The organism is Pseudomonas sp. MWU16-30317, from assembly GCF_020515695.1.
GTDB lineage: Bacteria > Pseudomonadota > Gammaproteobacteria > Pseudomonadales > Pseudomonadaceae > Aquipseudomonas.
On sequence record NZ_JAIWJA010000002.1, the window covers coordinates 815714 to 831533 of the forward strand.

A 15820-nucleotide genomic window follows, 5' to 3' on the forward strand; every position below is an offset into this window, starting at 1 on the left:
GCGTCAACCTAGCTGCGCCACCACCTCGGCAAAGCTGGGGCGGGCACTGACCTGCGGCTGGATGCATTGCGCCTGCAGCACCTGCAAGTGCGCGTCCGCCGTCTCGCAATGCGCCAACCATTCCCCCAGTAGAATCCCGAAGGCCCGGACTTCAATGCGTTCCAGCGCCTGAGCCAATGGCTGCCCGTCACGCGGATAGAACACCGCCGCCCCAAAGTCCCCCAGCAGGCATCGGCCGTCAGCCTGATACAGCAGGTTGTGGGCGTACAAGTCGCCATGAGCGATCCCCAGCCCGTGCAAATGCGCACCTACCGAGGCGATCGACGCGGTCATCTTGCGCACCGCCTCGATGCTGAGCGCGAAGCCCTGCGGATACACATCGCGGCTGCACGAGGCAAGGCTGGGCGGGCCGGCCATGTTCAGGTAGGCGCCGTCGATCAGGGTCATCACTAACGCCTGGGTGCCATGCGGATGGTCATGCACGCGTCCTTCGAGGGGGATCAGATTGGCATGCAGGCCGGCGTGCAGGCAGGCGCGCATTTCGTCCAGCGGCGAACCGTCGCTGGTCACCTCGCCTTTGTAGAGCTTGACCGCCACCTCATGGCCATCGCTGCGCCGTGCCCGATGGATGATGCCCGAAGCCCCTTGGCCCAGCACTTCCAGTAGTTGCAGTTGAGCCCACCCGATTGTTTGAGTGGGCGGTTCTTCATGAGGTGTGGCAAAGCCTTCGGGCAATGGATTACCGGCGTACGCCAGCCATGCCAGGCTGGGCAGGGTCATCAACCACTCCGGCAGTTGTGGCAGCTGATTGGCTGAGATGCGCAGCAATTCCAGGCGTTCGAGGCGCGACAGATCTGGCAGCGCAGTCAGGCGATTGCCGGCCAGCATGAGCTTTTGCATTTTGGTGCAGCCGCCCAGTTCATCGGGCAACTGCTCGATGCAGTTGTCTGTCAGGATCAGCCAGCGCAAGTGCGGCGGCAGGGCTTGTGCCGTTACGCTGACGATACGGTTGGCCTTGAAACCGACCATGCGTAACGAAGTGCAGCGACCCAGGCAGGGGGGCAGTTCGGCGAACTGGTTGTCCGAGCAGAACAGCACCTGCAGTCTGTGCAGGCGATGGAGGTCCTCTGGGAGGCTGCTGAGGGCGTTGCCGCTGAGGTTGAGCACCTCGAGGGTATCCGCCAGATCGAAAATGGCCTGGGGGAATTCGCGTAACCCGCAGGACAGGTCCAGTCGGGTCAGGCCGGTCAATTGGCCGGCTTCAAGGCGTGCGAGGGTGTCGGTCAACGGTAATTTTCCTGGAATAGAAGTCAGGTCGGGCTGTCGATAGTGCGCAATTGCCCAAGGCGACTGCGCGTGCGCATCAGGTCGATGGCCTTGGCATCCAATGCCTGATCCAGCGGCCACTGGCTGATGAGGGTAAGGTATTTGTCCTGATCGTAAAGCACGTCGACCAGATTGATGAAGCGTTGCTGCACGGCGATTGGACACTGGTCGAGCAGGGGCAGATTGTCGATGGTCCAATGATCGAAGCGTCGACACAGCTCCAGATAATCCATCACCGCGGTGGGCTGTTCGCACAGATCGCTGAAGTCGAAACCGATACGGCGATCGACGTTCATTCGGGCGCGCAATTGTCGGGTGCCAACTGCCAGCGCGAACGGCGCCGGGTTGACCGGCAGTTGCAAGGCCTCGCGCTGTTGCCGGTCACCGGGGTAGACGTAGCGGCCTTGGGCGAACTGCTGATTGGCGCCGGATTCGGGCACGCTGCGGTAGTCCTGATCGCCGCCGACTTCCAACACCTCCATGCGCTCGTGAATCAGCCGAATCACGGGCAGAAAACGCTCGTGATACAGCGGATTGGGCAGCAGCCCGGCGGGCGCGTAGTTGGAAGTCACCAGCAGGCATACGCCCCGTTCGAACAAGGCCTTGAACAGGCGCGTGATCAGCATCGCGTCGCCGATGTCGTGCACATGGAATTCGTCGAAGCACAGCAGCCGGCAATCGGCGAGCAGTTCATCCAGCGTGGTTTGCAACGCGTCTGCGCTGCCACGATGGGCGAACATGCCTTGGTGCAGGCGGGCGAAAAAATCGTGGAAATGCACCCGGCGTTTACGACTCAGGGGCACGCCCTGGAAAAAACCATCGAGCAGCCAGCTCTTTCCGCGCCCCACCGAGCCGTACAAGTACAGCGAACGTGGCGTATTGGCCCCGTCCAGCAACGGCTCGACCCGTTCGGCCATGCTGGCGATGACCTGCTGCTGGCCATGGCTCAACGTGTAGCCCAGCTCGCGGGCCTTGCCGTGAAAATGCTCGATCAGTTGCTGGCCGGCAGCGGGCAAGCTCCGTGCTGCGCCAGCAGTGGCTGGTCGCGACCATTTGAACCAGGGTTTTTTCGGGGGTGTCGCCGCCAAGGGAGCGTCCTCAGGAAATCGAAATGCAGCGATTATACGGAAAACCGCGGTTCTATTTCGGTGCAGTCATTGCGTGGCTTGAATGGTAGCGCCGATCGCCTGGCGCAATTGCGTGACCTTGGCCAACCCCGACGATCCGGTGGACGATGCCAGTAAGGCCTGGCCCGCTGACCGTCCCGTGGTGACCGCCGACACCTTGGTGATCGACACGCTCGAAGCGCAGAACGACGGCGAATGCCGGGACATCAACTACGCCCCCACTGTGTTGCCCAACGGTATCGAGGCGTCCAGCGACCCGTTGCTGGCGGCCCGCTCTGCCGCTTACGCAAGCTCCTATCTGCGCCGCACCGCAGAAGTGGATCAACTCAAGGAGGCGGGTAAATGAACACGTCATCCAAGCTCGCTCATTTCGTGCCTCTGGCGAGCTGGTTGCACTGCATGATGGCACTCGGGCTGTTGGCGATGCTGTTTATCGGTGCTGGCATGGTGGCGTCGGTATCTGAGCGCCATGAGTGGCTGATTCATCTGCACAAGCCGCTGGGCATCGCCTTCGTGCATGTTGCTGCCGCCTTGTACCACGGCCTGATCCGTCGTGATGGCGTGCTGCAGAGCATGGCCCGCGGCGCCGGCAAGAACTGACCCTTAACGCAGCTGGGGCAGGATACGAATGCAGGTCGCCAGCACATCCTTGCCCAGTTGCGCCGAACGCGCGCCATTCCAACCCGTACGCGGGTTGGGGGCATCATCGTGATCCTTGAAGGGCATCTCCAGGGTGAACGACAGGCAATCGAATGTTTCCCCGACGCTGTTGCAGGCCAGATTCAGATTGGCCTGGCCGGGCTGTGAACGACCATAGCCGTGGACTTGCTGGAAGTCCTGGGTCTGCTCGCACAGCCAGTCGCGAAACTGCTGCTCCAGCTGCGCGATACGGGGTGTGTATCCTGGGTTGCCTTCGCAGGCGGCGGTGAAGACATGCGGGATTTCTTCGTCACCGTGGACATCGATGAACAGGTCGACGCCGTATTTTTCCATCTGCTGCATGATAAACAGGACTTCGGGGGCCGTCTCGGCATCGGCGTCCTGCCAGGCACGGTTGAGATCGCGCCCGGCTGCGTTGGTGCGCAGGTGGCCATGGAAGGCGCCATCGGGGTTGACGTTGGGCACCAGATACAGATCGACCTCGGCCAGCAGAGGGGCCAGCGCCGGGTCCGAGTGCTGCAAGCGCTCGACGATGCCTTCCATGAACCACTCGGCCATATGCTCGCCTGGGTGCTGCTGAGCGATAAACCAGAGCTTGCGCCGGCCGGGTTGGCCGTTACCTAGGCGCAACAAGGGAATGTCGCGACCCTCCACACTGCGCCCGACCGCCAGCAGCTGCATGCCGGCCTTGTTCAGCGCATCGCTGACCAGCCGCTCATGGCGAGTGCGGCTATAGGGCTCGAAATAGGCGAACCATGCATCAGGCTGGGTGGAAGAGAGTTCAAAGTGCAACGCCTTGCCGTCGAAGTGCGAGGGCACGCGGAACCAGTCCTGCTGATCATAGGAGGCCACAGCCTGGTAACCCTGCCAGGCACGCGAAAAGGTCGAGGCGCCGGCGTTTTCGAGCACGAAACGATGGACCTCGCCGGGTATCAGGCCGCTGACCTTGAAGTGGAACCACTGAAAATGCTGGCTTTTCGTATCAGGACGAATGGCCAGGCGGACATGCTGGCGGTCGCTCGCGTCTATGACTTGAATATTGCCGCTGTCGAAGTCGGCGCGGATATCGAGCGAGGGGAGGGCCAGGGTCATGGTGTTGAATCCTTGTAGAGTACTTATGCGTCGATACTCTACACCCAAGCCGTTGTGTGGCGCAGGGATCAGAACGCCAGCACCATCAACAGGGCCATGCTCAGCAGGCCGGCCAGCCAAGCGCCGATCTCCAGAGGATGATGTCTTTGCCGGTAGCGTCCGCGCAGTGCCAGGTGCCGAGCCGGTGCCAATAGCCGTCGCCAATGCAGTTCGGTCTCGTGGAACGCGGCTAGATGTTCGGGCGCGGCATCCAGCCAGCGGCGAAAATCGATGCGTTCACTGGCGGTGGTCTGTGGATTCTGCAGCTTGACGTACCACTCGCAGGCGTGGACCTCGGCTGGGGCTAGCTCGGCGGGCGTGCGGGTCTGCTGGAGCGCACGGACCATGTCCTTGTGCAACTCTTCCAGAGAAATATCCAGCCGCTGGGCAATGGTAGGGTAGGGCAGCGCGTCGACGCGGCTGAGCAGAAAAACCTGCTGAGTGCGCCGCGACAGTTGCCTGATTCGCGAGCAGAGGTATTGTTCGGCGCCTGAAAGCTGCTTGTGGCCGTTATCTGGTGCGCGGTGAAACAATTGCTGTAGTGGGGTGAGCAGGCTGGTCATGAATCTGTGCTCCGCGTAAGGGGCAAGCGAACGACAATAGAGGCCTGGGCTGCGTGGCATCTTCCGTGACAATGCATCGAGCTTAGTCTTGTTGCGATTGATTCTCAAGTGCTGATCGCTCTTGATTGCACGGGAACGGGTCATTTCTGCATTTTAGATAGTTTCGGGACTTTTCAGCATTGATAGTGTTTTGCTATGATCACTTCATTAAGACGTACCGAATTCCTGCATAACGCAGTACCTTCTTCATTAGCCTGAAGAACCAAAAAAAAGACCCGGCAAAAAGCCGGGTCAAAAACCGTGATTAGCCTGATGAGGAGATAATCTGAAAGTCCGACCTAAGGTCTTTCAGGTTACCCAACTGATCTCGCGACCAGTTGGAGCAATAATAATCGTTATCATTTGCAAGTCAAATGATTTCTCCTCGAATTTGCTTCAGTTTTTTTCTGGCTGCCTGCTCTGGCGGCCTTTTCCTCGTAGCCCTTCCCACGCTTCCCCCGTCCAAGTCGGCCCGAGCGCCTTACTGCTGCTGCGGATGCACGTCCAGCGAACGATCCACCATGCTTCTGGCCATGTTGATCATGTGCACGACGCTCAGGCCGAGATCTCGCTGCGGCCCCTTGAGTGCGTCCGCAGATTCATAGGCAGTGGCTGCAGCGCAGCGTAGTAGTTCCGAGGCATGGTTGAGTGCATCGAGCATGCTCAGATCGTTGCGCGCGACGAAGGGTTCGGCGCTGGGTGTTGACGGTGCGGGTGCGAGATAGAAGTCCAGCGCTTTGCGTGACAGTGGGCAGTCTTTGAGCGACTCGCTCGGGACGAATTCGACGGTGGTGTCTTTTCGATGTCGCATAGTGCTTCCCCATTATAGGTCGCTGCGGTTTGACCGCTGCAGATTCAGGCTCCAGACTAATACTGCGCGTAGTTATTTCAAGGTTTCTGTTATTACATACTGTGTATGGAGCTTGGCGTCAGGGCAGGTAAGGTGCTCAACCATGAATAAATGGAAAGAGCTGGTCAAAGAAATAATGCGCGAGCAGAACGTCACCCAGACGGAGCTGGCAGAACGTGTCGGCGTCAGTCAGGGTGCGGTGGGGCATTGGATGCGTGGGCGCAGTACGCCCCATGTCAGCAAGATGAACCGTGTATTGCGTGAATTGGGCATGGACAATCTGGAGGTCGTGCAGATCCTGCGCACCGCAGAGCAGCGTGCTGATTACGAGGCTCACGCCGACGACCTGTCGCGCGCCACTGATCATGATCGCGATGCGCTGCACCGGAGCGTCTTGTACTTCTGCTACCCGCGTCTCACGTGGGCGGTAGCCGGAACCGATCAGCCGTCACGGGCGGCGTATTACCGTGGCGATGCCGGGGTCTCCGGCTACGAGGCGGTCGGGCCGGCGTACTGGCTGAAGGTCGAAGGCGATGCCATGAATTCGCCTGTCGGCGTCAGTGTGCCCGATGGCACCGAGGTATTGGTCGATCCCGGCCTGGAGGCGCAGGTCGGGGACCTGATCATTGCGCGACGACCGGGTATCGATCAGGCAATCCTGCGCCAGCTGGCCGCCGAGGGCAGCGAGCGTTTCCTGAAACCTTTGAATTCGACATATCCGGTGTACGAGTTATCTGCAGACTGCCTGGTGGTAGGCGTCGTGGTGCAGGCCATGCTTCAGATGGTTTGAGATGACTGAAGAGGGGGCGATGGGGCGAGGGCTGATTGCGGCTCGGGGTTCGTCAGATCGCAGAATGCACTGAGGGGAGCCGAAGCTCCCCTCTAATCGTGTATCGCGTGCTCTTTTTTTATTATTGCGGGGCGACCTATTGTTGTTTTTGTCAGTCGTGACCCGTACAGCCGTTTTGGTGACCCCCATTCGGGGTCAAGAGCAAACGTATTTTTTTGAGCGCTGACCTGCTTTCATCTTGCGATCCAGTCGATTCGGACGCTACCTCAGGGTAGTTTTGTTGTTCTCTGTCCGACTGCGGGGCGAACCCCTGAAAAGCACACCTTCTCCAAAAAAATCTGTTAGCTGCGTCTCTGCCGTGTTGTTCTTGTTATGTCAGAGTCGTTTCGTATTGTTTTTATTGGGTGTCGCAATTTTTCTTGTTCTTGTACGTAAGCTATAGCAGGGTGCGTGCCAACTTTATAAAAGCCTTTAAAATCAGCACCTTGAAAAAATCGTGTCGCACATGCCGTGGCAAAGTGTCGCAACCTGTTTCCATGTTACTCGTTTTTCTGACCGCCAGTTCATCGCCGGTAACACTCTCGTCGGAAAAGCTGTTACCTGAGCGCCGCTCCAGCGGCTCTGTTCAGCGCGGTTGGCTTTCGCGGAGGGTGATCTGCTGGCAGAGGTCGACGATCTGTTCGCGCATCCAGCGGTTGGCCGGGTCCTGGTCGGTACTCTCATGCCAGTACAAATGAGTTTCGACCAGGGGCACCTGATCCACGGGCAGGCTGACGTAGTGCAGTTCGTGCCGGCGGGCGAAGCGTTCGGGCACGGTCATGAGCATGTCGCTCTGCTGCAGCACTTGCGAGGCCATCATGTAGTGCTGCGAGCGCAACGCGATCTTGCGTTGCAGCCCTATACGGCCAAGCGCCAGATCGACGTGGCCCAGGCCGTTGCGGCGGCTGGAAATATGAATGTGGGGCTGGGTCAGATAGTCGTCCAGGCTCAGCTCCCGCCGCGCGAAGGGATGACCAGTGCGCATGGCGCAAACGTAACGATCGGCCAGCAGCTTGACGTGGCGCACCTGCGGGTCGCTGTTAAGGGGGGCGTCAACGGCAAAATCCAGATGCCCGGCGGCGAGCTCCTTGGTTGTCTCGCGGCGCTTGCACAAGAAACTCTCGATGACCACGGCCGGCGCCAGGCGTCGCAGGCGCTGGAACAAGGGCGGCAGGATCACCGCTTCGGTCAGGTCGGTCATGCTGATGCGGAAGGTCTTGCTGGCCTGGGCCGGGTTGAAGATGCGGCTCTCCTGCACCGATACACGCAACAGCGCCAAGGCGTTGCGCACCGGATTGATGATGTTTTGCGCCATGGGCGTCGGCACCATGCCTTGGGCGGTGCGCACGAACAGCGGATCCTTGAAGGTATCGCGCAGTCGCGCCAGAGCGTTGGACACGGCCGGCTGGGTAATGCCGACGATCTGACCGGCGCGGGTCAGGTTGGCTTCGGTGTAAATGGCATCGAAGACGATGAACAGATTGAGGTCGACCTTGCTGAGGTTCATGTGCTCACTCTCTTATTGTTGTGTTCCGGGCCTGCGGGGCGGCGCCGGTAGGATCCGATCATATATGGCTTATGAATGGTAATACACGCCGAGAATAGGTTGGATTGATCGGGAACGGCGTTTTAACCTCGAATGCTCTCCTTAGCCGATCGGGTCACTGCCATGGATTTCGCCTACTCCCCTAAGGTTCTGGATCTGTGTGAAAAGGTCTCGGCGTTCATGCGGGCCCATGTCTACCCGGCTGAGACCACCTTCGTCCAGCAGGTCAATGAGGGAGATCGCTGGCAGCCGACGGCGGTGATCGAAGCGCTCAAGGTCCAAGCCCGCGCTGAGGGGCTCTGGAACCTGTTCCTGCCCGATTCCGAGTACGGCGCGGGGCTGAGCAACCTGGAGTACGCCCCCTTGGCCGAGATCATGGGCCGCTCGTTGCTGGGGCCGGAGCCCTTCAATTGTTCAGCGCCGGATACCGGCAATATGGAAGTGCTGGTCCGTTATGGCAGTGCCGAACAGCGCCAACGCTGGCTGGAGCCGTTGCTGCGGGGCGAGATACGCTCCGCCTTCGCCATGACCGAGCCGCAGGTCGCCTCCAGCGATGCCACCAACATGCAAGCCACGGCAACGCGCGTCGGCGATCAGTGGCGGCTGGACGGCCGTAAATGGTGGACGTCTGGGGCCTGCGATCCGCGCTGCAAAGTCCTGATCTTCATGGGCTTGAGCGATCCGGATGGCCCTCGCCACCAACAGCATTCGATGATTCTGGTGCCCATGGATACCCCTGGGGTCAAGGTGCTGCGGCCCCTGACGGTATTCGGCTACGACGACGCTCCGCATGGCCATGCCGAGGTGCTGTTCGACGACGTTCGCGTGCCTTTCGAAAACGTGCTGTTGGGCCCCGGTCGAGGTTTCGAGATCGCCCAGGGTCGATTGGGGCCGGGCCGTATTCACCATTGCATGCGTTCGGTAGGCATGGCGGAGCGTGCGTTGCAGCTGATGTGCGAACGCGCCAATGAGCGGCATGCTTTCGGTCGGCCGCTAGGGCTGTTGGGCGGTAATCTGGAGCGCATTGCCGACTCGCGAATGGAGATCGACATGGCACGGCTATTGACGCTCAAGGCCGCCTACATGATGGACACCGCGGGCAACAAGGTGGCGCGCAGTGAGATCGCACAGATCAAGGTCGTGGCGCCCAACGTTGCGTTGCGGGTGATCGACCGCGCCATCCAGATACACGGCGGCGCGGGCGTCAGTGGCGATACACCACTTGCCTATATGTACGCGATGCAGCGCACGCTGCGGCTGGCCGATGGCCCCGACGAGGTACACCGCACCGCCGTTGGCAAGTACGAGCTCGGTGCCTGGCGGTCAGGCCGCGAACGCTGAGGGTTTCAGCCAAGTTCGAGCCAGATCGGCGCATGATCCGAGGGTTTTTCCATACCGCGCAAATCGTAGTCGACCCCGGCTTCCTTGATCCGCGACAGCAGCGCCGTGGAGGTCAGGATCACATCGATGCGCAAGCCGCGCTTGGGCTCGTCCTCGAAACCGCGGCTGCGATAATCGAACCAACTGAAACGATCGACGACTTCCGGATGCAAGTGGCGGAAACTGTCGGTCAAGCCCCAGCCCTTGAGGGTCGCCAGCCACTCTCGCTCTTCGGGTAGGAAGCTGCATTTGCCGGTCTTCAGCCAGCGCTTGGCGTTATCGGGGCCGATGCCGATGTCGCAGTCTTCGGGAGAAATGTTGATGTCGCCCATCACTACCACTGGCTGATCCTGCTTGAAGCGGCTGGTCAGGAGTGTTTGAAGGTCGGCGTAGAAGCGCTGCTTGGCCGGAAACTTGGTGGGATGGTCGCGGCTTTCGCCTTGAGGGAAGTAGCCGTTCATGATGGTCACTGGCTGGCCCTCGGCATCGCTATAGGTGCCCCAGATAAAGCGGCGCTGGGCATCCTCGTCATCACCCTCGAAACCCTTGTGCAGCGACAACGGTGGCTTGCGCGAGAGCAGGGCAACACCGTAATGACCCTTTTGCCCGTGAAACTCCACGTGATAGCCCAATGCCTGAACTTCGGCCAAAGGGAACTGCTCGTCCGAGACCTTGGTTTCCTGCAGGCCAATGACATCGGGCTGATGCTTGTCGATCAGCGCAGCCAGTTGATGGGGACGTGCGCGCAGGCCGTTGATGTTGAACGAGACGATTTTCATGAAGCCGCAGTCCTGGCAAAAGGCTGATGCTAACGGACCTTCAAGCCGCAGGCCAGCGCTGTGACAAGTGCCTGGCTGGTAACCGAATGTTTCGAAACAGTACGCACTCGGTGACAAGCTTTTGACGTGGTAGCATCTGCTCCATGAAGTTTCCAGGACGTTTCACCAGCAGCCTCATGCTGCTGTTCATCAGTGCTGCCGCGCAGGCGCAAAGCGAGTTGCAGGTTCGGGTCAAACCCGCCAATGCCGCCCTCAAGGCTAATATCGAGGGCTACATCGGCGCCCTTGGCGACCGTGACGAGCAGGCCCTGCTGCGGTTTCGCCGCGGTGCCGAGGAGCAGGCACGCAAGGCGGCACAGGCGTTGGGCTATTACCAGGCGCATATCGACAGTGAGGTCAACGCGGGCAAAAATCCGACGTTGGTTCTGAACGTCGAGCCCGGCGAACCCATTCACCTGCGCAATGTGGTGATTCGGGTCGATGGCCCGGCGAGCCAGTTGACAGCTTTCAAGTTGCCTTCCGGCCCCTTGCTGCGTGAGGGCGCGGTGCTCAACCACGGCCACTACGACGACGCCAAGCGGCTGATCCAGAACCAGGCATCGCGCTACGGTTTCTTCCAGGGGCGCTTCGTGCAACAGCGTCTGGCCATCGACCCTAAAGCGGGTGTGGCCGACATCGAGCTGGTCTACGACAGCGGCCCGCGCTTTACCCTGGGCAAGGTGCATTTCAGTGGCGACACGCCGTTCGACGATGATCTGCTGCAGCGTATGGTGCCGTTCAAGGAAAACACCCCTTACGATTCCGAACTGATCGCCGAGCTCAGCCAGGCGCTGCAATCGAGCGGTTACTTCGAAGGCGTGCGCGTCGATGCCACGCCCAGCAGCACCGCCGGTAACGCAGTGATTCCGGTGGATGTCGATCTGCAAACGCGCAAGCCGCGGACCATGGGCCTCGGGCTGGGTTACTCGACAGACGTGGGGCCGCGCGGCAAGGCCAACTGGACGCGACATTGGGTCAATGCCGAAGGCCACAGCTACGGGTTCGAGTCGGAAATTTCCGCACCCAAGCAGAATATCGGTCTGTGGTACGACGTGCCGCTCGACCCGCCCCTGACCGATAAACTGCGCTTCGCCGGCGGTTATCAGTATGAAGAGCTGGCCAATACCGACACCATCAGCAAGCTGCTCACCGTCGGGCCGGAATGGCACAGCAAATTGCCCAGCGGCTGGCAGCGGGTCATTTCCCTGAAATGGCAGCGTGAGGAATACCGCCTGGGCAGTGACTCGGGGCTGAGCAATCTGGTGATGCCGGGCATCAGCTACAGCTATTTGCGCAGCGACAACCGTGTCGATCCACACAATGGCTATCGTTTGCAGTTCGATGCTCAGGTGGCCAAGGAAGGCCTGCTGTCCGATACCAACCTCGTACATGGCGATATGACCCTCAAGGGCCTGACCACGCTGTGGCAGAACCACCGTTTCCTCGGTCGTCTGCAAGTAGGCGGCAGTGCCACCAACGGTTACCAGTCGATCCCGCCGTCGCTGCGCTTCTTTGCCGGTGGCGATCAGAGCGTGCGCGGTTACGACTACCAGAGCCTGTCCCCGGAGAACGAACAGGGCGACAAGATCGGCGGTCGCTACATGATCGCCGGCAGCCTTGAGTATCAATATTCGATTGCCGAGAAGTGGCGCATTGCGACCTTCATCGACCAAGGTAGCTCGTTCAACAATCTGGATCTGCCCAGCCTCAAGACCGGTGTCGGTATCGGCGTGCGTTGGGTGTCGCCGGTGGGGCCGATCCGTATCGATCTGGCCCACGCGCTGGATGATCCCGGCGGTATTCGCCTGCACTTTTCCATGGGTCCCGAACTATGAGATTTGTACTGTGAGCCGAGCGGTAAAACGGACTTTGCTGGCCTTGGCCGCACTGGTAGTCCTGATCCTTCTGGTAATGACGGCGGGCTTGAGCCTGTTGGCGACCGAGTCAGGCAGCCGCTGGGTGCTGGCGCGGGTCCCGGGCCTGACGCTGGACAACTTCAACGGTCGGCTGGCTGGTGCCTGGCGCGCCGATCGGCTGGCATGGGAACAGCCTGGCCAGCAGGTGCAATTGCTCGACGTCGATTTTGCCTGGTCCCCCACTTGCCTGCTGCGCATGACCCTGTGCCTGGATCGCGTGCACGTGGAGAAGGTCATGCTGCAGTTCGCCTCAAGCACCGGTGCCGAAAGCAGTAACGAGCCTGTGCAACTGCCCGATGTGAAATTGCCGGTCAGTCTGGAACTGGGCGATATCCAGATCGGCAGCGTGCAACTGGACGGCGCCGATCAGGTCCAGAATCTGCAACTGGCAGCCCACTGGGACGCCCAGGGATTACAGATCGACAGCCTCAAGGCCCAACGCGATGCCATCGCGCTCGACCTGCACGGGCAGCTGCAGCCGGGCAGCCAGTGGCCCCTGACGGTGGACGGCACGGTGCAACTCCCTGCAGTGGATGGCAAGCCTTGGCAACTGGCGCTGAACGTCCAGGGCGACCTGCTGCAGACTTTGCAAATCAAGGGCCGCAGCAGTGGCTACCTGGATGCCGACGTCAGTGGCCAGCTGCAGCCGCTGGCCAGTCAATTGCCTGCTCGATTGCAGATCGCCAGTCATGTGTTCAAAGCGGGCGACGCTTTACCGGACACCCTGGTGCTCAACGGCTTGCAACTTGATGCCAAGGGTGACCTGCAGGCGGGTTATCAGATTGACGGCAGTGCCAGCCTGCCGGCCGAGCAGGGGCCTGTAGCGCTGCAACTGCGCGGCCGTGTCGACGCCAAGGGCGCTGATGTTGCCGGTTTGAGTCTGACGGCAAGCCCCGATCAACGGTTAGCGGTCAGTGGCCACCTCGATTGGCAGCAGGGCCTGGCCGCCGATGCCAAGATCGAGTGGCAGGATTTCCCGTGGCATCGCCTGTATCCACAGGTGAGCGAACCTGCTGTCAGCCTGCAGCGCTTCACAGGCGAGGTGTCCTATCAAGATGGCAATTATCTGGGCAACTTCTCTTCGGCCCTCAAGGGACCTGCCGGGGATTTCACTGTGGTCAGCCCGTTCAGCGGCAACCTGCGCCAGGTCTTCTTGCCACAGCTGAGCGTGCAAGCCGGTCAAGGCAAGGCCGAGGGCCACCTCAATCTGCAGTTCGCTCAAGGCATCGGCTGGGACACGGCACTGGACTTGAGCGCGCTCGATCCGGCCTATTGGGTGGCGCAATTACCCGGCACCCTGGCCGGTCCGCTGCGCAGCAAAGGTCAATTCAACGATGGCCACTTGCAGGCTCAGGCTGACATCGACCTCAAGGGCCGTTTGCGCGGCCAACCGGCGGCATTGCAAGCCAAGGTCGAAGGGGCCGGCGAGCAGTGGACCCTCGGCGCGCTCGAGGTACGCCTGGGTGATAACAAGATCAACGGCAGCGCCAGTCTCCAGCAGCGCCTGGCCGGGCGCATTGACCTCGATCTCCCGCGCTTGGGGCAACTCTGGCCGGACGTGCAAGGGCGAATCAAAGGTCGCATCGACGTTGCAGGTACTCTGGCAGCCCCCCAAGGGCAAGTATCGCTGCAGGGCCAGCAGCTCGGTCAGGCCGACAACCATCTGCAGGCGCTCGATCTGCAAGCCCGCCTGGATGCCGCCCAACGGGCCAATCTGGAGTTCACCGCCAGTGGTATTGAAGCCGGCGATACGGCGCTCGGTACGTTGACCGCAAAAGGGCAGGGGACCCTGCAAAAACAGCAGTTGCAGCTTGACCTCAAAGGCCCGCAATTAGTGCTGGCGCTGGGCCTGGACGGCGGCCTGGATCGTGGCAATTGGCGCGGGCGCTTGGCCAGTGGTGATATCCAGGCCGGTGGTCAGGACTGGCGCCTGCAAAACCCGGCGACCCTGCAGCGTTTGGCCAACGGCCAGATCGACTTCGGTGCGCATTGCTGGCTGTCCGGCAAAGCCAGCCTGTGCGGCGAAGACCAGCGCCTGGCCCCCGAGCCGCGTTTGCGTTATCACCTCAAGCAGTTCCCGCTCGACAGCCTGGCACAGTGGTTGCCCAAGGATCTTGGCTGGAATGGCCAGCTCAATGCCGATGTGCAACTCGATTTGCCTGCCAGTGGCCCCAAGGGCCGGGTCACGGTAGACGCCAGTGGCGGCACCTTGCGGATTCGCGACAACGGCCAGTGGCTTGATTTTCCATATCAAGCCTTGCGGCTGGACAGCAACCTGAGCCCGCGACGAGTGGATGCTCAGGTCAAATTCCAGGGCGGCAAGTTGGGTGATCTGCAACTTGATGCCCAGATCGACCCGGTGGCCAGGGACAAGCCGCTGTCGGGCAGCTTCAGCCTGCAAGGGCTTGATCTCTCGGTGGCGCGGCCTTTCGTGCCGATGGTCGAGCGGCTCAATGGGCACTTGCAGGGCAATGGTCGGCTCGGCGGTAGCCTGCTGGCGCCGCAGGTCAATGGCGAGGTCGATCTGCGCGATGGCGAAGTGGCTGGCGGGCAGCTACCGGTCAGCCTGCAGGCCTTGCAGTTGCAGGCGCGGATCGCCGGCGAAAGCGTGCAGCTGAACGGTAACTGGAAGAGCGGCGACAAGGGGCAAGGCAGCCTGGGTGGAACCATCGACTGGGCCCAAGGGTTGGCGGTGAACGTCGATCTCAAGGGCACCGGCCTGCCAGTAACGGTGGAGCCTTATGCGACTCTCGAAGTCACGCCGGCGCTCAACGTGCATATGAGTGGCGGTCGCCTGGCGGTTTCGGGCAACGTCGCCATTCCCAAGGGCAGTATCCTGGTACGCGAGTTGCCACCCTCAACGGTCAAGGTGTCGGACGATGCGATCATAGTCGGCACTCAGACGGAGGAGGGCAAGGCGCCCCTGGCGATCGCCATGGATATCAATGTCGATGTCGGTCAGGACAAACTCACCTTCAATGGTTTCGGCCTCAGCGCCAACCTGGTCGGGCGCGTGCACATCGGCGACAACCTCGACACCCGCGGTGAGCTCAACCTCAAGGATGGCCGTTATGCTGCCTATGGCCAACGCCTGACCATCCGCCGGGCCCGGTTGTTCTTTGCCGGGCCTCTCGATCAGCCCTATCTGGACATCGAGGCGATCCGTCAGGTCGATGATGTGATTGCTGGCATTCGCTTGACCGGCAGTGCCGAGCAGCCCACCAGTGAAGTCTTCGCGGAACCGGCGATGAGTCAGGAGCAGGCGTTGTCCTATCTGGTACTGGGTCGGCCCCTGAGCACCACGGGTGAAGATAACAACTTGCTGGCGCAAGCGGCGCTGGGCCTGGGGCTGGCGGGCAGTTCGTCATTGACGGGGTCGGTGGCCAAGGACCTGGGTATCCAGGATTTCCAGCTCGACACTACCGGCAGCGGCACCACCACCAACGTCGTGGCCAGCGGCAAGATCACCGATAAGCTCAGCTTGCGCTATGGGGTGGGTGTTTTCGAACCGGCCAACACCATCGCGTTGCGCTACCTGTTGAGCAAGAAGGTCTATCTGGAGGTGGCCAGCGGCGTGGCCAGCTCGTTGGACATTTTCTACAAACGCGATTTCTAGCGTCACGCCCGTGTGCCTG

12 protein-coding genes and 1 pseudogene are annotated in these 15820 nt (G+C 60.8%); 6 read left to right on the plus strand and 7 right to left on the minus strand.

What is annotated here, in order from left to right; translation table 11 throughout:
• Positions 1-3: 3 nt before the first annotated feature.
• Together LIX93_RS08580 and zapE are read right to left on the minus strand one after the other, a co-directional pair.
• Complete coding sequence (locus tag LIX93_RS08580) at positions 4-1287, minus strand: leucine-rich repeat-containing protein kinase family protein (protein WP_226503570.1); 1284 nt, start codon at positions 1285-1287, stop codon at positions 4-6.
• A gap of 23 nt (positions 1288-1310) precedes the next feature.
• Entirely contained in the window at positions 1311-2414 is a 1104-nt protein-coding gene (gene zapE, locus LIX93_RS08585; protein ID WP_226503571.1) for a cell division protein ZapE, read from the minus strand.
• 91 nt (positions 2415-2505) lie between these two features.
• On the opposite strand from zapE, the pseudogene LIX93_RS08590 reads away from it, so the two are divergent.
• Both LIX93_RS08590 and LIX93_RS08595 read left to right on the plus strand, forming a co-directional pair.
• Positions 2506-2799, plus strand: a pseudogene (locus tag LIX93_RS08590) (catalase); the annotation flags it as partial.
• Entirely contained in the window at positions 2796-3053 is a 258-nt protein-coding gene (locus LIX93_RS08595; RefSeq protein ID WP_226503572.1) for a hypothetical protein, read from the plus strand. The pseudogene LIX93_RS08590 and the gene LIX93_RS08595, both read left to right, overlap by 4 nt.
• 3 nt (positions 3054-3056) lie before the next feature.
• Here the strand turns inward: LIX93_RS08595 and LIX93_RS08600 are convergent, their stop codons facing one another.
• The 3 genes from LIX93_RS08600 to LIX93_RS08610 all read right to left on the minus strand — a co-directional run bounded on the left by LIX93_RS08600 (position 3057) and on the right by LIX93_RS08610 (position 5657).
• Complete coding sequence (locus LIX93_RS08600) at positions 3057-4205, minus strand: M14-type cytosolic carboxypeptidase (protein WP_226503573.1); 1149 nt, start codon at positions 4203-4205, stop codon at positions 3057-3059.
• Positions 4206-4273: 68 nt separating this feature from the next.
• The gene (locus LIX93_RS08605; RefSeq protein ID WP_226503574.1) at positions 4274-4807 is read right to left on the minus strand and encodes a DUF4880 domain-containing protein; all 534 of its coding nucleotides are present in this window, start codon (positions 4805-4807) and stop codon (positions 4274-4276) included.
• 520 nt (positions 4808-5327) lie between these two features.
• Positions 5328-5657 (minus strand): DUF3077 domain-containing protein, encoded by a 330-nt coding sequence (locus LIX93_RS08610; protein ID WP_226503575.1) that lies wholly within the window; start codon positions 5655-5657, stop codon positions 5328-5330.
• Between the two features lie 142 nt (positions 5658-5799).
• On the opposite strand from LIX93_RS08610, the gene LIX93_RS08615 reads away from it, so the two are divergent.
• The gene (locus tag LIX93_RS08615) at positions 5800-6486 is read left to right on the plus strand and encodes a S24 family peptidase (RefSeq protein ID WP_226503576.1); all 687 of its coding nucleotides are present in this window, start codon (positions 5800-5802) and stop codon (positions 6484-6486) included.
• Positions 6487-7111: 625 nt separating this feature from the next.
• On the opposite strand, the gene LIX93_RS08620 is transcribed toward LIX93_RS08615, so the two are convergent.
• A complete protein-coding gene (locus tag LIX93_RS08620; RefSeq protein WP_226503577.1) occupies positions 7112-8032 on the minus strand; it encodes a LysR family transcriptional regulator in 921 nt (306 codons plus the stop codon).
• A 162-nt stretch (positions 8033-8194) separates the two neighbouring features.
• Between LIX93_RS08620 and LIX93_RS08625 the strand changes: the two genes are divergently transcribed.
• Positions 8195-9412 carry an acyl-CoA dehydrogenase family protein gene (locus LIX93_RS08625; protein ID WP_226503578.1) on the plus strand — a complete coding sequence of 406 codons (1218 nt, stop codon included), beginning with the start codon at positions 8195-8197 and terminating at the stop codon, positions 9410-9412.
• Between the two features lie 5 nt (positions 9413-9417).
• On the opposite strand, the gene xthA is transcribed toward LIX93_RS08625, so the two are convergent.
• Positions 9418-10230, minus strand: a complete 813-nt coding sequence (xthA, locus tag LIX93_RS08630; RefSeq protein WP_226503579.1) for an exodeoxyribonuclease III — start codon at positions 10228-10230, stop codon at positions 9418-9420.
• A 143-nt stretch (positions 10231-10373) separates the two neighbouring features.
• On the opposite strand from xthA, the gene LIX93_RS08635 reads away from it, so the two are divergent.
• Both LIX93_RS08635 and LIX93_RS08640 read left to right on the plus strand, forming a co-directional pair.
• Positions 10374-12104, plus strand: coding sequence for an autotransporter assembly complex family protein (locus tag LIX93_RS08635; protein WP_226503580.1), 1731 nt, complete (start codon positions 10374-10376; stop codon positions 12102-12104).
• Positions 12105-12180: 76 nt separating this feature from the next.
• Positions 12181-15801, plus strand: coding sequence for a translocation/assembly module TamB domain-containing protein (locus tag LIX93_RS08640; protein ID WP_226503701.1), 3621 nt, complete (start codon positions 12181-12183; stop codon positions 15799-15801).
• The last annotated feature ends 19 nt before the right edge of the window (positions 15802-15820 follow it).